18 protein-coding genes are annotated in these 21,977 nt (G+C 64.1%); 13 read left to right on the top strand and 5 right to left on the bottom strand.

Translation table 11 applies throughout. The annotated features are described in order from the left end of the window. Positions 1–109 precede the first annotated feature (109 nt). Positions 110–1,018 carry a DMT family transporter gene (locus tag FJ546_RS26210; RefSeq protein ID WP_140891966.1) on the top strand — a complete coding sequence of 303 codons (909 nt, stop codon included), beginning with the start codon at positions 110–112 and terminating at the stop codon, positions 1,016–1,018. A gap of 6 nt (positions 1,019–1,024) precedes the next feature. Here the strand turns inward: FJ546_RS26210 and FJ546_RS26205 are convergent, their stop codons facing one another. Continuing rightward, complete coding sequence (locus FJ546_RS26205) at positions 1,025–1,171, bottom strand: hypothetical protein (RefSeq protein ID WP_246686975.1); 147 nt, start codon at positions 1,169–1,171, stop codon at positions 1,025–1,027. Between the two features lie 71 nt (positions 1,172–1,242). On the opposite strand from FJ546_RS26205, the gene FJ546_RS26200 reads away from it, so the two are divergent. Both FJ546_RS26200 and FJ546_RS26195 read left to right on the top strand, forming a co-directional pair. After that, positions 1,243–1,386, top strand: coding sequence for a hypothetical protein (locus FJ546_RS26200; RefSeq protein ID WP_246686974.1), 144 nt, complete (start codon positions 1,243–1,245; stop codon positions 1,384–1,386). 23 nt (positions 1,387–1,409) lie between these two features. Next, a complete protein-coding gene (locus FJ546_RS26195; RefSeq protein ID WP_140891965.1) occupies positions 1,410–1,907 on the top strand; it encodes a flavin reductase family protein in 498 nt (165 codons plus the stop codon). Positions 1,908–2,141: 234 nt separating this feature from the next. Here the strand turns inward: FJ546_RS26195 and ubiG are convergent, their stop codons facing one another. Next, entirely contained in the window at positions 2,142–2,891 is a 750-nt protein-coding gene (gene ubiG, locus FJ546_RS26190) for a bifunctional 2-polyprenyl-6-hydroxyphenol methylase/3-demethylubiquinol 3-O-methyltransferase UbiG (protein WP_140891964.1), read from the bottom strand. Positions 2,892–3,072: 181 nt separating this feature from the next. Here ubiG and FJ546_RS26185 point away from each other — a divergent pair, with 181 nt between their 5' ends. Further along, positions 3,073–3,642, top strand: a complete 570-nt coding sequence (locus FJ546_RS26185; RefSeq protein WP_140891963.1) for a putative glycolipid-binding domain-containing protein — start codon at positions 3,073–3,075, stop codon at positions 3,640–3,642. Positions 3,643–3,660: 18 nt separating this feature from the next. On the opposite strand, the gene FJ546_RS26180 is transcribed toward FJ546_RS26185, so the two are convergent. After that, complete coding sequence (locus FJ546_RS26180) at positions 3,661–5,499, bottom strand: CHASE3 domain-containing protein (protein WP_140892059.1); 1,839 nt, start codon at positions 5,497–5,499, stop codon at positions 3,661–3,663. A gap of 248 nt (positions 5,500–5,747) precedes the next feature. Between FJ546_RS26180 and FJ546_RS26175 the strand changes: the two genes are divergently transcribed. From FJ546_RS26175 to FJ546_RS26140, 8 genes are all read left to right on the top strand, one after another. Then, positions 5,748–7,001 (top strand): aspartate kinase, encoded by a 1,254-nt coding sequence (locus tag FJ546_RS26175; protein WP_140891962.1) that lies wholly within the window; start codon positions 5,748–5,750, stop codon positions 6,999–7,001. Positions 7,002–7,082: 81 nt separating this feature from the next. Continuing rightward, complete coding sequence (gene ptsP / locus FJ546_RS26170; protein WP_140891961.1) at positions 7,083–9,353, top strand: phosphoenolpyruvate--protein phosphotransferase; 2,271 nt, start codon at positions 7,083–7,085, stop codon at positions 9,351–9,353. A 10-nt stretch (positions 9,354–9,363) separates the two neighbouring features. Further along, a complete protein-coding gene (gene prfA / locus FJ546_RS26165; RefSeq protein ID WP_140891960.1) occupies positions 9,364–10,443 on the top strand; it encodes a peptide chain release factor 1 in 1,080 nt (359 codons plus the stop codon). Continuing rightward, a complete protein-coding gene (gene prmC / locus FJ546_RS26160; protein WP_140891959.1) occupies positions 10,436–11,308 on the top strand; it encodes a peptide chain release factor N(5)-glutamine methyltransferase in 873 nt (290 codons plus the stop codon). Before prfA ends, prmC begins: the two co-directional genes overlap by 8 nt. A 310-nt stretch (positions 11,309–11,618) precedes the next feature. Beyond that, positions 11,619–12,608 (top strand): DUF4167 domain-containing protein, encoded by a 990-nt coding sequence (locus FJ546_RS26155; protein ID WP_140891958.1) that lies wholly within the window; start codon positions 11,619–11,621, stop codon positions 12,606–12,608. 220 nt (positions 12,609–12,828) lie between these two features. Continuing rightward, positions 12,829–15,435 carry an ATP-dependent chaperone ClpB gene (gene clpB / locus FJ546_RS26150; RefSeq protein ID WP_140891957.1) on the top strand — a complete coding sequence of 869 codons (2,607 nt, stop codon included), beginning with the start codon at positions 12,829–12,831 and terminating at the stop codon, positions 15,433–15,435. Between the two features lie 60 nt (positions 15,436–15,495). Then, entirely contained in the window at positions 15,496–15,858 is a 363-nt protein-coding gene (locus FJ546_RS26145; RefSeq protein ID WP_140891956.1) for an MmcQ/YjbR family DNA-binding protein, read from the top strand. 149 nt (positions 15,859–16,007) lie between these two features. Beyond that, positions 16,008–17,522 (top strand): L,D-transpeptidase family protein, encoded by a 1,515-nt coding sequence (locus FJ546_RS26140; RefSeq protein ID WP_140891955.1) that lies wholly within the window; start codon positions 16,008–16,010, stop codon positions 17,520–17,522. On the opposite strand, the gene FJ546_RS26135 is transcribed toward FJ546_RS26140, so the two are convergent. Then, positions 17,496–18,128, bottom strand: coding sequence for a TMEM175 family protein (locus tag FJ546_RS26135; RefSeq protein ID WP_140891954.1), 633 nt, complete (start codon positions 18,126–18,128; stop codon positions 17,496–17,498). The genes FJ546_RS26140 and FJ546_RS26135 overlap by 27 nt on opposite strands. Positions 18,129–18,281: 153 nt before the next feature. Between FJ546_RS26135 and FJ546_RS26130 the strand changes: the two genes are divergently transcribed. Then, positions 18,282–19,856 (top strand): MFS transporter, encoded by a 1,575-nt coding sequence (locus FJ546_RS26130; protein ID WP_140891953.1) that lies wholly within the window; start codon positions 18,282–18,284, stop codon positions 19,854–19,856. A 105-nt stretch (positions 19,857–19,961) separates the two neighbouring features. On the opposite strand, the gene FJ546_RS26125 is transcribed toward FJ546_RS26130, so the two are convergent. Then, entirely contained in the window at positions 19,962–21,932 is a 1,971-nt protein-coding gene (locus FJ546_RS26125) for a M23 family metallopeptidase (protein WP_181168095.1), read from the bottom strand. Positions 21,933–21,977 lie beyond the last annotated feature (45 nt).

Raw genomic sequence — 21,977 nt, 5'->3', positions numbered from 1 at the left:
CCGTTAAATATCTTGACGTTAAGAATCTTTGTGTTATCCTATCTTAAGGTACAGCACCGGCCAAGCGCCGCAAGTGCCAAATTTCACGATTGAGTAACGGGACCATCCGATGGAATTTCTCTGGGATTCGGCGCTCGGCCTGCTGGTCGTCACAGGCGGCCTGCTCGGCCTGACACTGCCCTTCGGCAAGCTCGCCACGGCAGCCGGCGTGCCGGCCATGGTCTGGGCTTTCGTCATCTCGCTCGGCGCCGGCGGCGTGCTTTTGTGCGCGCTTTTGCTGCGCGGCCAGCGTATCCGGCTCACCGCGCACAAACTGCGCTATTTCTTCGTCACGTCCGCCGTGTCCTATGCCGTGCCCAATCTCTTGATGTTCTCGGCCATACCGCATCTGGGCGCCGGCTATACCGGCATCATGTTCACGCTTTCGCCTGTCGTCACACTGGTGTTCTCGATCCTGCTGCGGGTCCGGCGCCCCAACATGCTGGGCATCATCGGCATCGCCGTCGGTTTCGTCGGCGCCGTAATTGTGGCGGCGACGCGCGGCGAGGCCGGCCAGCCGGCCGATCTGTTCTGGGTGGCGATGGGGCTGCTAATCCCGGTCAGCCTTGCCGCAGGCAACATCTACCGCACCGTCGACTGGCCGGTAGGCACCGGCCCGATCGAGCTTGCCGTCGGCAGCCATCTGGCGTCGGCGACGCTGCTGCTCGCCGGCATTCTCGCTCTGTTCGGCATCAAGGCCTTCGCGCCGCTCGGCGGCGTGCCGCTGGTCGTCATCGCGCAGGTCGCATCGGCGTCTGCGATGTTCGCCTTCTTCTTCCGGCTGCAGGCGGTCGGCGGCCCGGTCTATCTCAGCCAGATCGGCTATGTGGCGGCCGCCGTCGGCCTGTTTGCCGGCACGATCTTCCTTGGCGAACGCTATCAGCTGCTGACCTGGGCCGGCGCCGCCATCATCACCGCCGGCGTCTTCATCACCACGAAGGCGCAGAGCCAAGCCATCGCGAAGCCGCAGCCTGCGTAAAAATCGTCAGAGTTTTCCGCCGCCGTCGGCGTCGCCGCCGGGCTCCGGCCTTGGGTTCCGGCGGCGGTGCGTGGCGGCGGCCCGCGCCGCCTGTTCGTAGATGCCGGTCATCAGTTCGAGCGTGCGCGCGACGTCTTCGAGCTTGTCGGCCATTTCGGGAATGCGCGTCACCGCATCGATGAGCAGGACGGACGCCCGACCAGGTCGCCGACGGGATCACCGCCTTGCACGCGGCAGGCTTTCGCGGTTCGACACTGTCCTTCGTCGATTATGTCGAGGAATTCCCCTATTTCCGCGACACCGTGCTACCCATTCTCGAAGAGAGGGGCATCCGCATCGCACCGGCCGCGATGCAGTCGGCGGCTTAGCAAAGAAGCGAAGAGGCATTGCCATGACAGAAGCTCCGGTCAGCGTCGCCGACTTTCGCGCCGCCATGCGGCTCATCGTCGGCAATGTCAGCGTCATCACCGCCGGTGTCGGCGACGACCGGTCCGGCCTTGTGGTCATTTCGGTGGTCTCGCTGTCGGCCGAACCGCCCAAGGTGATCGCTTGCGTCAACCGATCGTCATCGACCTGGCCGGTTATCGAGCGCTATCGGCATTTCGGCGTCAATTCGCTGGGGCCTCGGCATCAAGCCGTGGCGGAGCGTTTCTCCGGCTTTGGCGGCATCAAGGGCAAGGACCGCTATGAGGGCGCCGAATGGGTGACGTTGAAGACCGGAGCCGCGCTGCTTTCGGACGCGGTGGCCGCCTTCGACTGCAGCCTCGACGAGATGATCGACCGCGGCACGCATTCCATCGTCATCGGTTCGGTCGAGGCGGTGCGCACCCGCGATGCCGGCCAGGCGCTGATCTACTGGCGCGGGGGCTATCGGCCACTCGACGCCTAAGGTGTGCCGATATTCAGGTGATGCCGGGCTGCAAATGGCGGCTTGCTGCGCTTCCGGCCTTCGCCGGCCGAAGCACTCGTGAATGGCGTGGCAGCTAAGGCTACGGCCGGCGCAGGCCGGTGCTCGCGTAGCCAAAAGTGAGCTCCGCTCCGGTTCTCGGAAGCCGCCATTTTCGACTCGGCCTGACCTCAATCCCGACACACCTGGAGCAAATTCCAGGAAAACTGCGCCGGATCAGACGGATCCCTTCTCCGCCAGCACCATGTAGTTGACGTCCATGTCCTTCGACCGCGCCCAGCGGTCGGCAAGCGGATTGTAGGTGACGCCGGTGCGGTCGATGACCGTCAGGCTGGCGCCGCCGAGCGCCTTCTCCAGTTCTTCCGGGCGCACCAGCTTGCCGAACTGGTGAGTGCCGCGCGGCAGCCAGCGCAGCACATATTCAGCACCGATGATGGCGAGACCCAGCGCCTTCAGCGTGCGGTTGATGGTGGCCACGAACATGATGCCGCCGGGGCGGACCATCTGCCCGCATTTGGCGACGAACAGATCGATGTCGGCGACGTGCTCGACCACTTCCATGTTGAGGATGACGTCGAATGTTTCGCCGGCGTCGGCAAGATCCTCGGCAGTCGTGGCTCGGTAGTCGACGATCACATTGCCTTCGGCTGCATGCAGTTTCGCCACTTCGATGTTTGTCTCGGAAGCGTCCGCTCCCACGACCTCGGCGCCAAGCCGCGCCATCGGCTCGCACAAAAGACCGCCGCCGCAGCCGATATCGAGGATGCGCAGCCCCTCGAACGGCCGCGCGGCACGCGGATCACGGCCGAAGCGCGTCGCTATCTGGTCGCGGATATAGGAAAGCCGGACCGGATTGAATTTGTGCAGCGGACGAAACTTGCCGTTCGGGTTCCACCATTCGGCGGCAAGGGCGGAAAAGCGTTCCACTTCTCCGGCATCGATCGTCGATCGTCGGGGTTCTGGCATTGGTTGGTCTCCTCGAACGCTAGGAAGTCGGGCGTGGAGGCGGGAAAGTCAAGGCAACAATTTTCCTCTGCCGACAGGGCGGAGCATCCTGTCAGGGCATGTCAGTTGTCGACCACGGCGGTGAAACACAATTGGCCGGCCGGCGAATGACGAGCATCGTTTGGATTCGGAGGAGTGCACGATGAAGGTCATGACGGCTTCGATCCTTTGGCGCAGGCTGGATGTGGAGGGCCACGACGCCTGCCTGCTGTCGCAAGCCGATGGCGGGCACAGCCTCCAGGGACAGGCCATCTTCGTCCAGGACGCCAAGCCATGCTGCCTTGCCTATGAGGTGATTTGCGACGCCGGCTGGCGCACGCGATCGGAGCGGGTCGATGGTTTTCTCGGCATGCGCGAGCTGCACTATGCCATTGAACGACGTGCCGACGGCGAGTGGATGCTGAACGGCGAGCCTCAGCGGGGCGTTGCCGGCCTTGTCGACGTCGACCTCGGCTTCACGCCGGCATCGAACCTGCTGGCGATACGCCGGTTCGACCTCGGCATCGGGGAGACGACGCCCGCTCCAGCCGCCTATCTGAGCTTTCCAACGCTCGAGATAGTGCTTCTCGAGCAAAGCTATCGGCATCTCGACGAGACCCGCTACGCCTACACTGCGCCCGTGTTCGGCTATGACGAGATCCTTGGTGTCTCGCCGCACGGCTTCGTCGTCGACTATCCCGGCCTGTGGACAAGCGTGACCGCCTCAGGCTGAAGGACGTTCTGGCGCGGCCTATTTTGCGTCCAGCACGTCGCGCAATTTGGCTTCGAGTTGCTCGATGGTGAACGGCTTGGCCAGGAAGTGCACGTCATGGTCGAGCACGCCGTTATGGACGACGGCATTCCTGGTGAATCCGGTGGTGAAGATGACCTTCAGACCGGGTTGGCGTGCGACCGCTTCCTCTGCGAGCTTGCGGCCGTTCATCGCAGGCATGACGATATCCGTGAAAAGCACGGCGATGTCCGATGTCGCCGCCAGCTTCTGAAGGGCTTCCTGGCCACTTCCAACGTGGATGACCGTGTAGCCGAGTTCGCGTATGGCGTCTGTCGTGGCGGCCCGCACGCGATCGTCGTCCTCGACGACGAGGATCGTTTCGGTGACCCTGGCGGCGCCCTTGCCGCGCCCGGCGGATGCCGCCGGCTCCTCCGGTCCGAAAAACCGGGGCAGATAGATCCTGATCGTCGTGCCTTGGCCCGGTTCGGAGTAGATCTTGACGTGGCCGCCCGACTGCTTGACGAAGCCGAACACCTGGCTCAGCCCAAGTCCCGTGCCCTTGTTGACCGGCTTGGTCGTGAAGAAGGGTTCGAACGCCTTGGCGATGACCTCGGGCGACATGCCGGTGCCGGTGTCGGTTACCGCGATCATCACATATTGGCCTGGCGTGACTTCGGCATGCGTCGCGGCGTAGGCGTCGTCGAGGTGGCTGTTGGCGGTCTCGATGGTCAACTTGCCGTCATTGTCCATGGCGTCACGGGCATTGACGGCAAGGTTGAGGATGGCGTTCTCGATCTGGCTGGGGTCGGCGTAGGTTTTCCACAGGCCCGCCGCCAGCACGGTTTCGACCCGGATGCCTTCGCCGAGCGCGCGGTGCAGAAGGTCGGACATGCCGGTCAACAGCCGGTTGGTGTCGACCACCTGCGGCGCCAGCGGCTGCAGGCGCGAGAAGGCAAGCAGCCGGGAGGTCAAATTGGCTGCACGGTTGGCCGCATCCGTCGCGGCCTCGATGAATTTCTCGATGTCATTCTCGCCGCGCTTCAGCTTGCGCTGGGCAAGGTTCATCGCGCTGAGGATGACCGCCAGCATATTGTTGAAATCGTGGGCGATGCCGCCCGTCAGTTGGCCGACCGCCTCCATTTTCTGCATCTGGCGAATCTGGGATTCGGCCCTCTCGCGCGTGTCGATCTCGTTGCCGAGCTCGATGTTCTTGCGCATCAGCTCTTCCTGGGCGGTGGCGACCTCGCGGAATCGGCGGCGGGATTGGCGGATGGTGTAGGCGCAGAGCAGGAAGATCGCGGCGAGGGCCGCAAGCGAACCGACACGCAGCCAGGCCTCGAACTGGTCCGTGCGTTCATCGCGCGCGGCGATGTCGGCGGCGCCGATGCGCCGGATCGTGTCCATGCTGGCGCGGATATCGTCCATGGCGGCCTTGCCCTGGCCGCCGCGGACGAGTTCCAGCGCCTTCGACGCATCGCCCTTGTCGTAGAGGGCGATCGTCTCGGACATTTCAGCCAGCTTTTGCACCAGCGCATCCTTGATGTGGCTGATCTGCGGGGCGAGCTGATCATTGGATGATGTCATGGCATCGATGTGGGCAAGTTGGCCCGGAATTGCGTCGACAGCCTTCTGGTACGGTTCGAGATAGGATTTCTCGCCGGTCAGCAGATAGCCGCGCTGGCCTGCCTCGGCTTCCTGCGCCAATGAAAGCAGCCCTGAAAGCTGTTGCTGGTATTCGATTGTCCCGCGCGCGGCGGCACGATTGGCCCTTTGTCCCTCGACGAGCAGCGCGCGGGTGCCGACGATCAGCGCCAGCACGGCAAAGCCGGCGACAAGCGGCAGCGATTGCAACCGCATGGCGCGCCGAAGACGAGCAATCATCTGTTGTGCCGAGCCAAAAGGAAATCCCCCGCGGGCAGCATTTGGTACGCGGCGCCGGCCTAGATGGCAATATGCCGTCTTCTTGAAGCCGGCATTCCGCCGCCAGCCTTGCGAAACCCAAAGCATTTGGCTAAGGAGGCCGCGCATTCAGCGGCCGGCGCCAGCCGGGCGCTTTCCTTCGTTTTCGGCTCCTGGTCGGCTTCAGTCAAAGGCATTTCGCTTCCATGGCGCGTATCGTGATGAAATTCGGCGGAACCTCCGTCGCCGACATCGCCCGCATCCGCAATGTGGCGCGTCACGTCAAACGCGAGGTCGACGCCGGCCATGAGGTGGCGGTGGTGGTTTCGGCGATGGCCGGCAAGACCAACGAGCTGGTCGGCTGGACGCGCGAGGCCTCGCCGATGCACGACGCACGCGAATATGACGCGGTCGTCGCTTCCGGCGAGCAGGTGACGGCCGGCCTGCTCGCCATCACCTTGCAGAATATGGGCGTACATGCCCGCTCCTGGCAGGGCTGGCAGATCCCGATCAAGACCGACAACGCGCATGGCGCGGCGCGCATCCTCGACATTGACGGCGCCTTCCTGATCAAGCGCTTCGGCGAGGGCCAGGTGGCCGTCATCGCCGGCTTCCAGGGCATCGGGCCGGACAACCGCATCGCGACCCTCGGCCGCGGCGGTTCCGACACCAGCGCGGTCGCCATCGCCGCGGCGGTCAAGGCCGACCGCTGCGACATCTACACCGACGTCGACGGGGTCTACACCACCGATCCACGCATCGAGCCCAAGGCGCGGCGGCTGGCCAAGATCTCCTTCGAGGAAATGCTTGAAATGGCCTCGCTCGGCGCCAAGGTTCTGCAGGTGCGTTCGGTCGAGCTTGCCATGGTGCACAGGGTGCGTACCTTCGTGCGGTCGTCCTTCGACGATCCCGACGCGCCCGGAATGGGGGATTTGCTCAATCCTCCGGGAACGCTCATTTGCGACGAGGAAGAGATCGTGGAACAGCAGGTCGTCACCGGAATTGCCTACGCCAAGGACGAGGCCCAGATTTCGCTGCGCCGCGTCGGCGACCGCCCTGGCGTCGCCGCCGGCATTTTCGGGCCGCTGGCCGAGGCCAACATCAATGTCGACATGATCGTCCAGAACATCTCCGAGGACGGCAAGTTCACCGACATGACCTTCACCGTGCCTTCGGGTGACGTCGACAAGGCGCTGGCCGTGCTCGACGCGCTGAAGGCCGAGGTCGGCTACGATGTGGTGCAGTCGGAAGCCGGCATGTCGAAGGTTTCGGTCATCGGCATCGGCATGAGGAGCCATGCCGGTGTCGCCGCCACCGCTTTCAAGGCGCTGGCCGAGAAGGCGATCAATATCCGCGCCATCACCACCTCCGAGATCAAGATTTCGATACTGATCGACGGTCCGTACACCGAACTTGCGGTTCGCACTTTGCATTCCGTCTACGGTCTGGATAAGCAGTAGCAAGACTGAATCAGTTGTTGCGCGCATGCCGGCAGCGGCGGAAACTGCGCCGGCAGGTGTTTCATTGGAGAAGAAGCCGCGATGCGTGACCAGGCCAGCGGCCCGCGCGTTTTGCTGAAACGGCTCCGCGAGCTCATGCAAGAGCCGCTGGAGCCGCAGGAGCGGCTTGACCGGATCGTGCGCGACATCGCTTCCAACATGGTCGCGGAAGTGTGCTCGCTCTATGTGCTGCGCGCCGATTCGGTGCTTGAGCTCTACGCCACCGAGGGTCTGAACCCGAACGCCGTCCACTTGGCGCAGCTGCGGCTCGGGCAAGGCCTGGTCGGCACCATCGCGGCCAGCGCGCGGCCGCTCAATCTGTCCAATGCGCAGGAACATCCGGCTTTCGCCTATCTGCCGGAGACGGGGGAAGAGATCTACAATTCCTTCCTCGGCGTGCCGGTGCTCAGGGCCGGGCGCACGCTGGGCGTCCTGGTCGTGCAGAACAAGACCATGCGCCATTATCGCGACGACGAGGTCGAGGCGCTGGAAACCACCGCCATGGTCATCGCCGAGATGATCGCCACCGGCGATCTGGCGCGGCTGACCCGGCCTGGGCTGGAACTCGACCTGCGCCGGCCCGTCAGTTTCACCGGCCTGTCCTTCAACGACGGCGTCGGGCTCGGCCATGTCGTGCTGCATGAGCCGCGCATCGTCGTCACCAATCTGTTCAATGAAGACAGCGAGGAAGAGGTCCGGCGGCTGGAGAGCTCGCTCAGTTCGCTGCGGCTCTCCATCGACGACATGCTGGAGCGCCGCGACGTCGCCTTCGAGGGCGAGCATCGCCAGGTGCTGGAAGCCTACCGCATGTTCGCCAACGACCGCGGCTGGGTGCGGCGCCTGGAGGAGGCGATCCGCAACGGCCTGACGGCGGAAGCCGCCGTGGAAAAGGTGCAGAGCGACATGCGCGCCCGCATGCTGCATATGACCGACCCCTATCTGCGCGAGCGGATGAGCGATTTCGACGACCTCGCCAACCGGCTCTTGCGCCAGCTGATGGGCCGCGGGCCGGAAGATGTCGCGGCCTCGCTGCCGAAGGACGCCATCATCGTCGCCCGCTCGATGGGCGCGGCCGAGCTGCTGGACTACCCCAGGGAGAAAATGCGCGGGCTGGTGCTCGAGGATGGTGCCGCCACCAGCCACGTCGTCATCGTCGCGCGCGCCATGGGCATTCCGGTCGCCGGCCAGATGAAGGGCGCCGTTTCCATGGCGGAAAACGGCGACGCCATCATCGTCGACGGCGAGGAAGGCACGATCCATCTGCGGCCGCAGTCCGATCTCGAAGCGGCCTATGCCGAAAAGGTGCGGTTCCGCGCCCGCCGGCAAGAGGTCTATCGCGAACTGCGCAAGAAGCCGTCGACGACCAGGGACGGCGTGCAAGTCGATCTCCTGATGAATGCCGGGCTTGCCGTCGACCTGCCGCAGCTGGCCGAGTCGGGCGCCGCCGGCATCGGCCTTTTCCGCACCGAACTGCAGTTCATGGTCGCCTCGACCTTTCCGCGCGCCGAGGCGCAGGAGAAGCTCTACCGCGACGTGCTTGAGGCCGCGCGCGGCAAGCCGGTCACCTTCCGCAGCATCGACATCGGCGGCGACAAGGTGCTGCCCTATTTCAAGGGCGCCATCCAGGAAGAAAACCCGGCGCTCGGCTGGCGGGCGATCCGGTTGACGCTCGACCGGCCGGGGTTGCTGCGCACCCAGATCCGCGCCCTGCTGAAGGCCAGCGGCGGGCGCGAGCTCAAGCTGATGCTGCCGATGGTGACCGAGCTTGGCGAGATCGCCCAGGCGCGCGAAATCATCGACCGCGAGGTGCGGCATCTCTCGCGTTTCGCCCATCATCTGCCGACCAGCCTCAAGCTGGGCGCGATGCTGGAAGTGCCGTCGCTTCTGTTCCAGCTCGACGAATTGATGAAGGCGGTCGATTTCGTCTCGGTCGGCTCGAATGATCTGTTCCAGTTCGTCATGGCGGTCGACCGCGGCAACACGCAACTGGCCAACCGCTTCGACACGTTGTCGGCGCCATTCCTGCGCGTGCTCAAGCAGATCGCCGATGCCGGCACCCGCAACCACACGCCGGTGACGCTGTGCGGTGAACTGGCAGGCAAGCCGATCTCGGCGATGGCGCTGATCGGTCTTGGCTTCCGCTCGATCTCGATGTCGCCGGCCTCGATCGGTCCGGTCAAGGCGATGCTGACGGAATTGCCGCTGGATGAACTGACGGCGTTCTTCGACGACAATCTGATGGCGCCGGCGCAGGGGTTGCCGATGCGGGCGCTGCTGCAGGCCTTCGCCGACGACCGCTCGATTCCGTTGTAGCGTCCCCATCATGGTCAATTTGCCCCGCGATCGTATGGATCAAGTCGTCAAGCGTTTCGAGATGCTCGAAGCGCAGATGTCGGCCGGCCCGGCGCCGGATGCCTATGTGAGGATGGCATCGGAATATGCCGAGCTGCAGGACATGGTGGCCAAGGTCAGGGAATTGCGCTCGGCCGAGCATGAGCAGGCCGACCTCGAGGCAATGCTTGCCGACAAGGGCACCGACGCCGAGATGCGGGCTCTCGCCGAGGCGGATCTGCCCGGCGTGGAGGAACGTATCGAAACGCTGCAGAAGGATATCCAGATCCTGCTTCTGCCCAAGGATGCCGCCGACGACAAGAACGCCATCCTCGAAATCCGTGCCGGCACCGGCGGTAACGAGGCGGCGCTCTTCGCCGGCGACCTGTTTCGCATGTATGAGCGCTATGCCGCCGAACGCGGCTGGCGGTTCGAGACCGTGTCGGCCAGCGACGGCGATGCCGGCGGGTTCAAGGAAATCATCGCCACCGTCTCGGGCAAGGGCGTGTTTGCCCATCTGAAATTCGAATCCGGCGTTCATCGCGTGCAACGCGTGCCGGCGACCGAGGCCAGTGGGCGCATTCACACCTCGGCGGCGACCGTCGCCGTGCTGCCGGAAGCGGAAGAAGTCGACATCGAGATCCGCGCCGAAGACATCCGCATCGACACGATGCGTGCCTCGGGCTCCGGCGGGCAGCACGTCAACACCACCGATTCGGCGGTGCGCATCACCCATTTGCCGACCGGCATCATGGTGGTGCAGGCGGAGAAGTCGCAGCACCAGAACCGGGCGAAGGCCATGCAGATCCTGCGCGCCCGGCTCTATGACCTGGAGCGCGGCAAGGCGGATGAGGAGCGCTCGGAATCGCGCAAATCGCAGGTCGGCTCCGGCGATCGTTCGGAGCGCATCCGCACCTACAATTTCCCGCAAGGCCGCGTCACCGACCATCGCATCAACCTGACGCTCTACAAGCTCGACCGGGTGATGATGGGCGAGCTCGACGAGATCGTCGACGCGCTGATCGCCGATCACCAGTCGAAGCTGCTGGCCGATATCGGCCTTGATGGCTGACCCTCTGCCCGAGGCGCTGGGGCCGTTGCTGCGGGCAGCGCGGGCCAGGCTTATGACGGCCGGGGTCGGCGATCCGGCGCTCGATGCGCGGCTGATCGTCGAACATTTTTCCGGCACGACGCGCACGCAGGCCGTTGCCGACCCTGAACGCATGATCGACAGCAACACCATCGCCGCGATTGATGCCGCCCTGAGACGCCGGGCGGGTGGCGAACCGGTGCACCGCATCCTCGGCTACCGCGAATTCTACGGTTTGCGCCTGGCGCTGTCGCCGGAAACGCTCGAGCCGAGGCCGGATACCGAAACGCTGGTCGAGGCGATGCTGCCCTTCGTCAAGGCAATGGCCACGCGGGAGGGGGCCTGCCGCATCCTTGATCTCGGCACCGGGTCGGGAGCCATCGCGCTGGCGCTGCTGAGTGCCGTGCCGGCCGCGACCGCCACCGGTGTCGACATTTCCGCCGGCGCTCTGGCGACGGCGGCGCGCAATGCCGTGGAACTCGGACTCGGAGCCAGGTTCACGACGGTGCAGTCGGACTGGTTCGAAAAAGTTTCCGGCCGATACCATGTAATTGCCGCAAACCCTCCCTATATACCGTCAGGAGACATTGGAAATCTGCAGGACGAGGTCCGCGATTTCGACCCACGCCAAGCCTTGGATGGCGGCGTGGATGGGCTGAACCCCTACAGGATCATTGCCGCCGAGGCGGCACGGTTTCTAGAAGCCGAAAGCAGGATTGCGGTCGAGATCGGCCATACGCAACGCAATGAGGTTACGGATATATTCAAGGCGGCTGGTTATGCATCGGCTGCTGCTTTGCGTGATCTCGGCGGAAACGACAGGGTTCTTGTCTTTCAATGGGGATAAGCCTTGACGCAGTGCGAAAAAACCGCTTGGCAATACCAGGGAATGCGGCTAGGGTCGCCTCAACCGGATGAGACGAAGCAGGCAGTGCTCTTAGCGATTCGGTCCTCCTTGGAAATAGCTGCCTTCTTGCGCAAACGACGCCCAAGCTTCGTGCGGGAATCGTCCGGCAAGTGATGTAACCGGAACAGGATGGCACGTGGCGCCAACGCAATTGATGCGGGCGAACGCCGGTGAAGAAACGAAACGGCTGGCTGCATGAGCGCCTCCGTTCGTAACGAGTTTTCGAAAATTTCAAGATGAAGAGAGTCGAATGAGGCCACAACAGCAGAACAGGCGCATGCGCGGTCGCAACAACAGTGGCGGCGGCGGCGGCAACAACAATAACAACAACAACAACCGCAAGGGCCCGAATCCCCTGACGCGCAACTACGAGAGCAACGGCCCGGATGTGAAGATCCGTGGATCGGCTCAGCAGATCGCCGAGAAATACGCTACGCTGGCCCGTGACGCGCAAAGCTCCGGCGACCGGGTCATGGCGGAGAACTATCTCCAGCACGCCGAACACTACAATCGCATCATTGCCGCCGCGCAGGCGCAGATGCCGATCCAGAACGTCCAGCAGAACCGTGACGATTTCGACGATGACGGCGATGAAGATCGCGACGATTTCGACAATGCCGGCAACAATGCCGGCAACAATGGCGGGGGCAATGGCGGCAACACCGTCTCCGATCCGCAAATTCCTGTCATCAACCATGGCGCCGGTCCGCAGCCGGTGATCGAGGGCATGCCGGCCGAGGTCGCGCTGAACCGTGACGGCCGCGACAATCGCGACAGTGGTGGGCGCGACAATGGCGGGCGCGACAATAATGGGCGCAACAATGGTGGCCGCGACAACAATGGCGGGCGTCACCGCGATCGCCGCCCCAATGGCGGCTATGGCCAGAATAGCCAGCGTGATTACGCGTCATCGACCGAGCAAGGCGGCCAGCAGCGCAACGAAGCCCCGGCACAAGCGGAGGTGCAGCTAGAGCCTGGTTCACCGGCCGAGACCGTTGCCGTCGCCGAGCCGGCGCCGCTGTTCGAGAGTTTTTCGCCGGCGGCTCTTGCCGCCCAGGCCGAGCTCAACGAAGCGGCTGCCGAGAGCGGCGCTGTCCGTCGCCCGCGCCGTCCGCGCCGTCCGCGCGCCAGTGCCGACCAGGTCGATGGCGGCAGCGACAACGCGGATGCCGGCGAGGTGGCCGCGGCCCCGGCCGATAGCGGCAATGCCGAGCCGGTGATCGTCGACATCGACAACTGAACGAACGGCATTTCAAAACGTTGAACGGCGGAGAGAAATCTCCGCCGTTTTCGTCTCGGCTGACGTGGAATATTATGCATTGACCGACATCAAGGCGTCTTGAGACGGCATGGCCTATGCACCATATCTCGGCGGAACAGGACCCGGCTCGAATGGGCGGGTCCGTCACCGCAATCTGATCCGGTGCCGCAAAGCGGGCCGGTGATGGAAGGAGACAGATATGAACCTTGAGAAGTACTCCGAGCGCGTGCGCGGCTTCATCCAGTCCGCGCAGACCATGGCGCTCTCACGCAATCACCAGCAATTCACCCCCGAACACATTTTGAAGGTGCTCGTCGACGATGACGAGGGCCTGGCCGCGTCACTGATCGAGCGCGCCGGCGGCAATGTCCGCGACGTCAAGCTCGGCGTCGAGACGGCGCTCGAGGCAATGCCGAAGGTGGAGGGCGGCAACGGCCAGCTCTACCTGGCGCAGCCGCTGGCCAAGGTGTTCTCGACGGCGGAAGAACTGGCCAAGAAGGCCGGCGACAGCTTCGTCACGGTCGAGCGGCTGCTGCAGGCGCTCACCATGGAAAAGTCGGCCAAGACCGCCGACATACTGGCAAAGGCCGGCGTCACCGCGCAGGCGCTGAACCAGGTCATCAATGATGTCCGCAAGGGCCGTACCGCCGATTCGGCGAGTGCCGAGCAAGGCTATGACGCGCTGAAGAAGTACGCGCGCGACCTGACCGCCGACGCGCGCGCCGGCAAACTCGACCCGGTCATCGGCCGTGACGACGAGATCCGCCGCACCATCCAGGTGCTGTCGCGCCGCACCAAGAACAATCCGGTGCTGATCGGCGAGCCGGGCGTCGGCAAGACGGCGATCGCCGAAGGCCTGGCGCTGCGCATCGTCAATGGCGACGTACCGGAATCGCTGAAGGACAAGCAGCTGATGGCGCTCGACATGGGCGCACTCATCGCCGGCGCCAAATATCGCGGCGAGTTCGAGGAGCGGCTGAAGGCCGTGCTCTCCGAAGTCACCTCGGCCAATGGCAACATCATCCTGTTCATCGACGAGATGCACACGCTGGTCGGCGCCGGCAAGGCGGACGGCGCGATGGATGCGTCGAACCTGTTGAAGCCGGCGCTGGCGCGCGGTGAACTGCACTGCGTCGGCGCGACCACGCTCGATGAATACAGAAAACATGTCGAGAAGGATCCGGCACTTGCCCGCCGTTTCCAGCCGGTCTTTGTCGATGAGCCGACGGTGGAGGACACCGTCTCGATCCTGCGCGGCCTGAAGGAAAAATACGAGCAGCACCACAAGGTGCGTATCTCGGACTCGGCGCTGGTGGCGGCGGCGACGCTGTCCAACCGCTATATCGCCGACCGCTTCCTGCCGGACAAGGCGATCGACCTTGTCGACGAGGCCGCTTCGCGGCTGAGGATGCAAGTCGATTCCAAGCCAGAGGCACTGGACGAGATCGACCGCCGCATCATGCAGCTCAAGATCGAGCGCGAGGCGCTGAAGGTCGAGACGGACGATGCCTCGAAGGACCGGCTCGCCCGCCTGGAGAAGGAGCTTGTCGGCCTTGAGGAGGAATCGACCGAGATCACAACCAAGTGGCAGGCCGAGAAACAGAAACTCGGGCTTGCGGCCGACTTGAAGAAGCAGCTCGACGAGGCACGCAACGATCTTGCCATTGCCCAGCGCAAGGGCGAGTTCCAGCGCGCCGGCGAGCTTGCCTATGGCAAGATCCCGGAACTCGAGAAGAAGCTGAAGGAAGCCGAAGCCCAGGACGGCAAGGCCGGCATGGTCGAGGAAGTGGTCACCCCCGACCATGTCGCCCATATCGTCTCGCGCTGGACCGGCATTCCAGTCGACAAGATGCTGCAGGGCGAGCGTGACAAGCTGCTGCGCATGGAAGACGAGATCGGCAAGCGGGTCGTCGGGCAGGGCGAGGCGGTGCAAGCCGTTTCCAAGGCGGTGCGGCGTGCCCGTGCCGGGCTGCAGGATCCGAACCGGCCGATCGGCTCGTTCATCTTCCTGGGACCGACGGGCGTCGGCAAGACCGAATTGACCAAGGCGCTGGCAAGCTTCCTGTTCGACGACGACAGCGCCATGGTGCGCATCGACATGTCGGAGTTCATGGAGAAGCACTCGGTCGCCCGGCTGATCGGCGCACCTCCCGGCTATGTCGGCTATGAGGAAGGCGGCGCGCTGACCGAAGCGGTGCGGCGCCGGCCCTATCAGGTCGTGCTGTTCGACGAGATCGAGAAGGCGCATCCCGATGTCTTCAACGTGCTCTTGCAGGTGCTCGATGACGGCCGGCTCACCGATGGGCAGGGCCGCACGGTCGATTTCCGCAACACGCTGATCATCATGACGTCGAACCTTGGCGCCGAATATCTGGTCAATCTCGGCGAGGACCAGGATGTCGATGCCGTGCGCGACGAGGTGATGGGCGTGGTCAGGGCATCGTTCCGGCCGGAATTCCTCAACCGCGTCGACGAGGTGATCCTGTTCCACCGGCTGCGGCGCAAGGACATGGACCGCATCGTCGAAATCCAGCTCAAGCGGCTGGAAAGCCTGCTCGTCGATCGCAAGATCACGCTGTCGCTGGATCACGAGGCGATCGAGTGGCTGGCGGCCAAGGGCTACGACCCGGCCTATGGCGCGCGGCCACTGAAGCGGGTGATGCAGAAGGAACTGCAGGATCCGCTGGCGGAGAAGATCCTGCTCGGCGAGATTCTCGACGGTTCGACCGTCAAGGTCACGTCCGGTTCCGACCGGTTGAACTTCCGCTCGAAGCCGCCGGTCGTCGCGACCGAAGCGGCGGCCTGATTTCAACGCCGCGCGTCCATCCTGGACGCGCGACGTTTTCATATCGAGGGTGGGGGGCGGATGACGCTGGACGACTACAATGGCTTCTGCGCCGCACTGCCCGCGGTAAACCACGTCGTCCAGTGGGGCGGCGCCCATGTCTGGAAGGTCGGCACCAAGGTGTTTGCGATCGGCGGCTGGGATCAGGGCCAGCAGCTCTTCGTCACCTTCAAATGTTCCGACATCGCCTATGACGTGCTGAAGGAGCAGCCGGGCTTGCGGCCCGCGCCCTACCTTGCCTCGCGCGGCATGAAATGGATCCAGCGTCGGACAAGCCAGAGCATGGATGATGCTGCGCTGAAGGATTATTTGCGCGAGAGCCATCGCCTTGTCGCCCTGAAGCTGACCAAGCCGGCGCGCAAGGAATTGGGGCTCGCAAGCTAGCGAGTATTCGTCGGTACGCCGAAAAACCGCCATCTTCATGCCCGGTTCATATTGGAACCATAGGGTGGGGTAACTGGTTTGCTGGCGAAGGGGTTCGCCCAGTGAACAACGCCGGGCGGCGGCAATTACGGACCGGAGAGTTGGCCACGATGTTCCGCACGATCTTTGCCCTTTCGGCGCTTGCCACCGGGCTCGTGTCTTTCGGTGCGGTTGCCGCGCCGACGCAGGACAATGCAGCAAAGGTTGCCCGCGCCACCGATGATGGCGGCATTCTTGTGGCCCAGGACGGAAATCTGGACATCTACTACGATGCCCGCGGCAACCGCGTCATCGTCGATGCCGACACCGGCAAGGTCATCGCCATCCAGCCGCCGCAGACGCGGCTTGACCGGCGTGCACTTCGCCGCGAGACAAGGTTGCGCGAATTGGGCCGGGCTCCCGCCGACGATGACCGCTACTATCTCGACGATCCACAAGACATGGCGCGCTTCCGCCGCAAGCAGTTGGAAGAGGAAGGCCGGGTCATCCCGCCGCCGGCGGACGAATACGACCCCTATGGCGACAATTCGGTCGAAGCCTATCCGCCGGCGCCGCAAGACGACGGCAGCTACGACAACAGCTATCCCGATGCGCCACCGGCAAAGCCGGGCACCATCAAGCGCCAGCCGCTGAACGAGGCCGCGATAGACCCAGCGCGGCCGGACGCAGAGCAGGTCAATCCGGATACGCAGGCTTCCCTGCCGCCTGATACTGGCGGCAAGGCCGCCGTCGATCCGTCGCTGTCGCTCGGCGTGCGCCAGGACGTGGCGGCGCTGCAGGTGCTGCTCGACCGCGGCGGCGCTTCGCCGGGCGTGATCGACGGGCGTTTCGGCTCGAATGTCGATAAGGCCCTGGCCGCCTATAACCAGATCACCGGCAGCAATCTGAAATCGACGGACACGGTCGGCATCCAGGCGGCGCTCGCGCAATCGGGCGGCGATGCTTTCGCCAGCTACACCATCACAGCGGAAGATGCGGCTGGTGCCTATGTCGCCTCGATCCCGGAAGACTACGGCCAGAAGGCGCAGCTCAACTGCATGTGCTACACCTCCGTCACCGAGGCGCTGGCCGAGCGCTTCCACATGGACGAGAACTATCTCAAGTCGATCAACAAGGGCCTCGACTTCAACCGTCCCGGCACGATCATCAAGGTCGCCAATTTCGGCAAGCTGGTCTCGACGCCCGTCGCGCGCATCGTCGCCGACAAGAGCAAGAAGGAAGTGTACGCCTATGATGCGGGCGGCAAGCTGGTCGCTGCCTATCCCGCGACCATCGGTTCGTCCGACACGCCGTCGCCTACCGGCATCCACGCCGTGTCGCGCATCGCGCTCGACCCGAACTACACCTACAACCCGAACATCAATTTCAAGCAGGGCCAGAACGACAAGATCCTGACCATTCCGCCAGGCCCCAACGGCCCCGTCGGCTCGGTGTGGATCGCCCTGGACAAGCCGACCTACGGCATCCACGGAACGCCCGAGCCGTCGAAGATCGGCAAGACCGAAAGCCATGGCTGCGTACGCCTGACCAACTGGGACGCGCGCGAACTCGCCAAGCTGGTGTCGCCAGGCGTCACCGTGGAGTTTGTCGGCGGACCCTCAGCCGATGACTTTGCGCAGCAATGAGCCGCGCAACGCGGTGGCATAGATCAGCTGCACCACCAGGATGACGCCGACGCTGAGCAACGGCGTGACCAGGCAGAGCAGCGCGCCGATCGCCCACAGGATCTGTGCCTTGACGATGCGCAGATAGACCGTGCGCTTCGTTTCGGCATCGACATCTTCGGCGACAAAGCCGTTCTTTTCCGCATAGCGCCAGCTGGCGAACAGCGTGACGCCGAGCATCAGCAGGTTGAGCCAGTAGACCAGCACCGCGGTCCTGAATTCGAGGAAGTCCGCGAGAAGGTCGGTCGAGAACGGCAAGAGCGCGATGAAGGCGAGAAAGCAGAGATTCAGCGTGGCAAGCCGCCTGTCGGATTTGGCGATCAGCCCATGCTGAGCCTGCTGGCCGAACCAGAAGATGGTCAGCGTCAGGAAGCTCAAGGCATAAGTCAGGAAGCGCGGTGCCAGTGCGGCGATGGCGACGAGCAGATCGTGCTCGGAATGCACGCTCTCATGCGCCGGCACCCTGATCTCGAGCACGATGAGCGTGAGCGCGATGGCAAAGACGCCGTCGGTGATGCCGACAATGCGGCCGCGTCCTTCCGCCGACGCTTCAAGTGGACGTTTCATTGATTGCCCCCGGCTGCCGTTCTTCCGGAAAACCTAGCATGACTGCCGGCGTTTGCATCGGCACGGGACGCATCCTGGCCAATTGGCTGGTTTCAAGGACTGCAAGCTGCTGGCCGGTTGTCGCCGGCGCGCCTGGGGTCTAAGCAAGGTGGCATGCATTCGCCAAATGAAGCCGCCGCCGTCTCGCTGACCAGCCCGGTCACGAACGGAACCTTTTGTCCGCAATCGCAGCGGCGATTCGTCTTGATCGCGGCGATCCTGGCCTCGGCGCTCGGCTTCATCGACGGCTCGATCCTGGCCATCGCCATGCCGGCGATCCGTGTCAACCTCGGCGCCGGCCTTGCCGAGGCGCAGTGGATCTCCAATGCCTATGCATTGACGCTTTCGGCGCTGATCCTTGCCGGAGGCGCCGCCGGCGACCGGTTCGGGCTGCGCCGCGCCTTCATGGCCGGCATCGCACTGTTCATCGTTGCCTCGCTCGCCTGCGCGTTGGCGCCGAATGCTGTCGTGCTGATCGGGTTTCGCGCTGTCCAGGGTATTGGTGCGGCGATCATGGTGCCGGGCAGCCTCGCCATCATCGCCAAGGCCTATCCGAAAAAGGAGCGGGGCCGTGCAATCGGCATCTGGGCCGCCGCCTCGGCGCTGACCACGGCCCTTGGGCCGGTGCTCGGCGGCTTGGTGCTGTCGGCTTTCGGCGACGGCATCTGGCGGGCGATCTTCGCCGTCAACCTGCCGCTCGGCCTGATCTCGATCTACCTGCTGCTCGTCAAGATTCCGGCCGATGCCGCGACGGAAGAACGCAGCCTCGACCTCGGCGGTGGCGCGCTCGCGACATTGGCGTTCGGCGCACTCGCCTATGGGCTGACCTCGATGAGTTCGAGCGGCGAGGGCAATATGGCGGGGCCGAGCATTGCCGCCGGAGCGATGCTGCTTGTGGTCTTCATCCTGTTCGAACACCGGCAACGCGAGCCGATGATCGACCTCAGCCTGTTTCGCATCGGCGCTTTTGCCGGTGCCAATGTCGCGACCTTCTTCCTCTATTTCGCGCTGTCGGCCAATCTTTTCTATCTGCCGATGCTGCTGATCGCCGGCTGGGGACTGAGCACGGCGGAGGTCGGCTTCATCTTCCTGCCGCTGTCAGCATCGATCGCGCTTCTGTCGGGACCGGTCGGGCAGTTGTCGGACCGGATCGGACCGCGTTTCCCGATCGCCTGCGGCAGCCTGATCGTGGCTTTGGCTTTCGCCGGACTTGCCTTGCTCGCCCATGCCGGCATCCACAATTTCTGGACCGGAATATTTCCGCTGATGGCGCTGATGGGCCTCGGCATGGCGCTGGTCGTCTCACCACTGTCCACCGCGATCATGACGGCGGTGGAAGACAAGGATACGGGGGCTGCCTCCGGCATCAACAATGCCGTCTCGCGCATTGGCGGCCTGATCGCGGTGGCGGCAATGGGCTCGCTTGCCACCTGGGTCTATTCAACGATGCTCGACACCAGGGTCAGGTCGGGCATTCCGGGGTTTGGCGAACCGGTATCGACAGGCCTGCCGCCCGAACTCGAAGCAACACGGCTTGCTGCCAGCGACACGGCCTTTTCAGCCATATCCTTGACGACCGCCGTGCTGTGCCTGCTTGCAGCGATCATCACCTGGATGACCGTTTCGGGTCAGGCGCTGCCCTGGCCGCGCCGCACCGATGGATCGTCAACCGATTCGTCGCGAAACTGATTCGCCGATGCCGGATTGGCGAAGGTTCAGAGCAATTCCAGGAAAAGTGTGAGCGGTTTTCCCGGGAAAAGCGCGTAGCGCTCTCCCTCGGGAAACGGTGAAACGCTAGCCGTCGATCTTGGCGCTCGCGACCTTCAGCGAATTGCCTTCTTCCTGCTTCAGCAGGTCGTCGATGCGCTCGCGCTCGCGCTTGAAGGCGACGAGGTCGTCGCCCTTCAGCACCTTGCCTACCGGCAGCCGAACACGCATCGAATCGACTTTGGTGCCGTTGACGATCAGCTCGTAGTGGAGATGCGGACCGGTGGAAAGACCGGTTTGGCCGAGATAGCCAATGACCTGGCCCTGGCGAACCCGAACACCCGGCGCGATGCCTTTTGCAAAGGCGCTCTGGTGATTGTAGGAGGTCTCGTAGCCATTGGCATGGCGCAGGATGATCTGCTTGCCATAGCCGCCAGCCCAGCCGGCCTTCTCGACGACGCCATTGCCGGCGGCGATGATCGGCGATCCGATCGGGGCGGCCCAGTCGGTGCCCGTGTGCATACGGACATACCCCAGGATAGGATGCTTGCGCGCCCCAAAGCCGGAGGTGAATCTTCCGTTGGGCAATGGGTTGCGCAGCAGGAACTGCTCGGCGCTCGATCCATCCTCGTCGAAATAGTCGGTGCTGCCGTCCTGCATTTGGAAGCGATAGAAGTTGCGCGTCGTACCGCCGAAGTTCGCCGAGACATAGAGGAGCTCCGAATCGTCGGAGGTCTGGTCATCCCCGTCCGGCTGCGAGAACAGCACTTCGAGGCGATCGGACGGATTGAGTCGTGACTGGAAGTCGACGCCAGATGCCAGCAGCTTGATCAGCCGCTGGGTCATTTTCTTCGACATGCCGTAGGAATAGGCGGTGCGGTAGATACCGTCATAGACAGTGGGCAGGTTGCCGCGCACCACCACCGGCGCCGACGAATCGCCAAATGCCGTCAACAATTCGGGATTGGGATCGGGCTCCTGCGCCGGCACATACTGGCCGCGGTCATCGAGCGCGATGGTAACGATATGGGTGGTCCTGTCGTAGACGCTGGTGCGCACGACCTTGGCGGCGTCGCCATGGACTTCGAGACCGACGCGCAGCACGGTTCCGGCTTTCAGCGTCGGCGCGTTCAACAGCTTGGCGATCGCTTCGGCCATGCCGGTGGCGTCGTCGCCCGTATAACCCGAATCGGCAAAGGCCTCGGTGAGGTCGGTGTCCTTGGTGAAGGGAATGATTTCCTCGGCGAAAGCCGGCGCCTGGTCGTCAGTCGCGGCACGCGGCGACACCGAGACGTTTTCCGGCACGATCTTGACGTCATAGGAACCGGCCATGCTCTCGGCGAAGGCATCGCCGAATCGCTGCGGATCGACATAGTGGAGTGAAGCGACCTGCACGGCGCCGTCGCTAAGGTCGGTGCCGGCCTCGCGCACCACCTTTTCCACCTCGTCGGCGGACAGATCGCTCTTCTCGTCGAAGGCCGCCGTCTCGATCGGGAAGTCGACGGTCTTCAGGCTCATCTCGCTTTCGACCTTGGCGCCATAGATCTGGCCGGAGGCGGCGGAGGCCGCCGCCGGTTGCGCCGGAGCGTCGTCGCCGTCGTCGCCGAACACCTGCATCGGGTCGAAAGGCGGGTAGGGCCGGCTGGTGGTGTGGCCCGCGGCGAGCGCCATCTTGATCTGCACGAAAGGCATTGTGTGGATGACGTCGCGGTCGCCGACCTTGGTGACCATCGACACTTCCATGCGGCGGCGGTCCTTGGCCTTGGCGATCTGACGCGGCGCCACCAGCCTGGTTGTCTTGGCCACCTCGCCGGAATCGCCATTGCTGGAAAGGCCGATCAGTTCCGCGATTTCGGGTGGCGTCGCCAGTTGCTGGCGCCCGTCAAGGGCGGCGAACAGCGCCACGCCCATCAGCACGCTCGAAGTCACGCCGGTCAGGAATGTTCCCGACAGCCAGCGCGCAGAAACCTCGCGCCGATCGGGCGGGCCACTGCGGCCATCCGCGATAAGCGGCGGCTCATTGCCGAGTTCGGCTATGACATTTTCCGTGTCTGGCATCCAGAAGGGCTGCTTCTTCCCCGGGCGGAACGGCTTGTCGCTTTT

Source organism: Mesorhizobium sp. B2-4-19 (assembly GCF_006441315.1).
In the GTDB taxonomy this organism is placed as follows: Bacteria; Pseudomonadota; Alphaproteobacteria; order Rhizobiales; family Rhizobiaceae; genus Mesorhizobium.
The sequence above is the reverse complement of the archived record's forward strand: the minus strand, read 5'-3'. Positions and strand labels throughout refer to the sequence as shown.

What these genes read in the sequence shown, in the direction of transcription:
- FJ546_RS26210 (WP_140891966.1), top strand. Translation starts at nt 110, where the DNA reads ATGGAATTTCTCTGGGATTCGGCGCTCGGCCTGCTGGTCGTCACAGGC.
- FJ546_RS26205 (WP_246686975.1), bottom strand. Translation starts at nt 1,171, where the DNA reads ATGGCCGACAAGCTCGAAGACGTCGCGCGCACGCTCGAACTGATGACC.
- FJ546_RS26195 (WP_140891965.1), top strand. Translation starts at nt 1,410, where the DNA reads ATGACAGAAGCTCCGGTCAGCGTCGCCGACTTTCGCGCCGCCATGCGG.
- ubiG (WP_140891964.1), bottom strand. Translation starts at nt 2,891, where the DNA reads ATGCCAGAACCCCGACGATCGACGATCGATGCCGGAGAAGTGGAACGC.
- FJ546_RS26185 (WP_140891963.1), top strand. Translation starts at nt 3,073, where the DNA reads ATGAAGGTCATGACGGCTTCGATCCTTTGGCGCAGGCTGGATGTGGAG.
- FJ546_RS26180 (WP_140892059.1), bottom strand. Translation starts at nt 5,499, where the DNA reads ATGCGGTTGCAATCGCTGCCGCTTGTCGCCGGCTTTGCCGTGCTGGCG.
- FJ546_RS26175 (WP_140891962.1), top strand. Translation starts at nt 5,748, where the DNA reads ATGGCGCGTATCGTGATGAAATTCGGCGGAACCTCCGTCGCCGACATC.
- ptsP (WP_140891961.1), top strand. Translation starts at nt 7,083, where the DNA reads ATGCGTGACCAGGCCAGCGGCCCGCGCGTTTTGCTGAAACGGCTCCGC.
- prfA (WP_140891960.1), top strand. Translation starts at nt 9,364, where the DNA reads ATGGTCAATTTGCCCCGCGATCGTATGGATCAAGTCGTCAAGCGTTTC.
- prmC (WP_140891959.1), top strand. Translation starts at nt 10,436, where the DNA reads ATGGCTGACCCTCTGCCCGAGGCGCTGGGGCCGTTGCTGCGGGCAGCG.
- FJ546_RS26155 (WP_140891958.1), top strand. Translation starts at nt 11,619, where the DNA reads ATGAGGCCACAACAGCAGAACAGGCGCATGCGCGGTCGCAACAACAGT.
- clpB (WP_140891957.1), top strand. Translation starts at nt 12,829, where the DNA reads ATGAACCTTGAGAAGTACTCCGAGCGCGTGCGCGGCTTCATCCAGTCC.
- FJ546_RS26145 (WP_140891956.1), top strand. Translation starts at nt 15,496, where the DNA reads ATGACGCTGGACGACTACAATGGCTTCTGCGCCGCACTGCCCGCGGTA.
- FJ546_RS26140 (WP_140891955.1), top strand. Translation starts at nt 16,008, where the DNA reads ATGTTCCGCACGATCTTTGCCCTTTCGGCGCTTGCCACCGGGCTCGTG.
- FJ546_RS26135 (WP_140891954.1), bottom strand. Translation starts at nt 18,128, where the DNA reads ATGAAACGTCCACTTGAAGCGTCGGCGGAAGGACGCGGCCGCATTGTC.
- FJ546_RS26130 (WP_140891953.1), top strand. Translation starts at nt 18,282, where the DNA reads ATGCATTCGCCAAATGAAGCCGCCGCCGTCTCGCTGACCAGCCCGGTC.
- FJ546_RS26125 (WP_181168095.1), bottom strand. Translation starts at nt 21,932, where the DNA reads ATGCCAGACACGGAAAATGTCATAGCCGAACTCGGCAATGAGCCGCCG.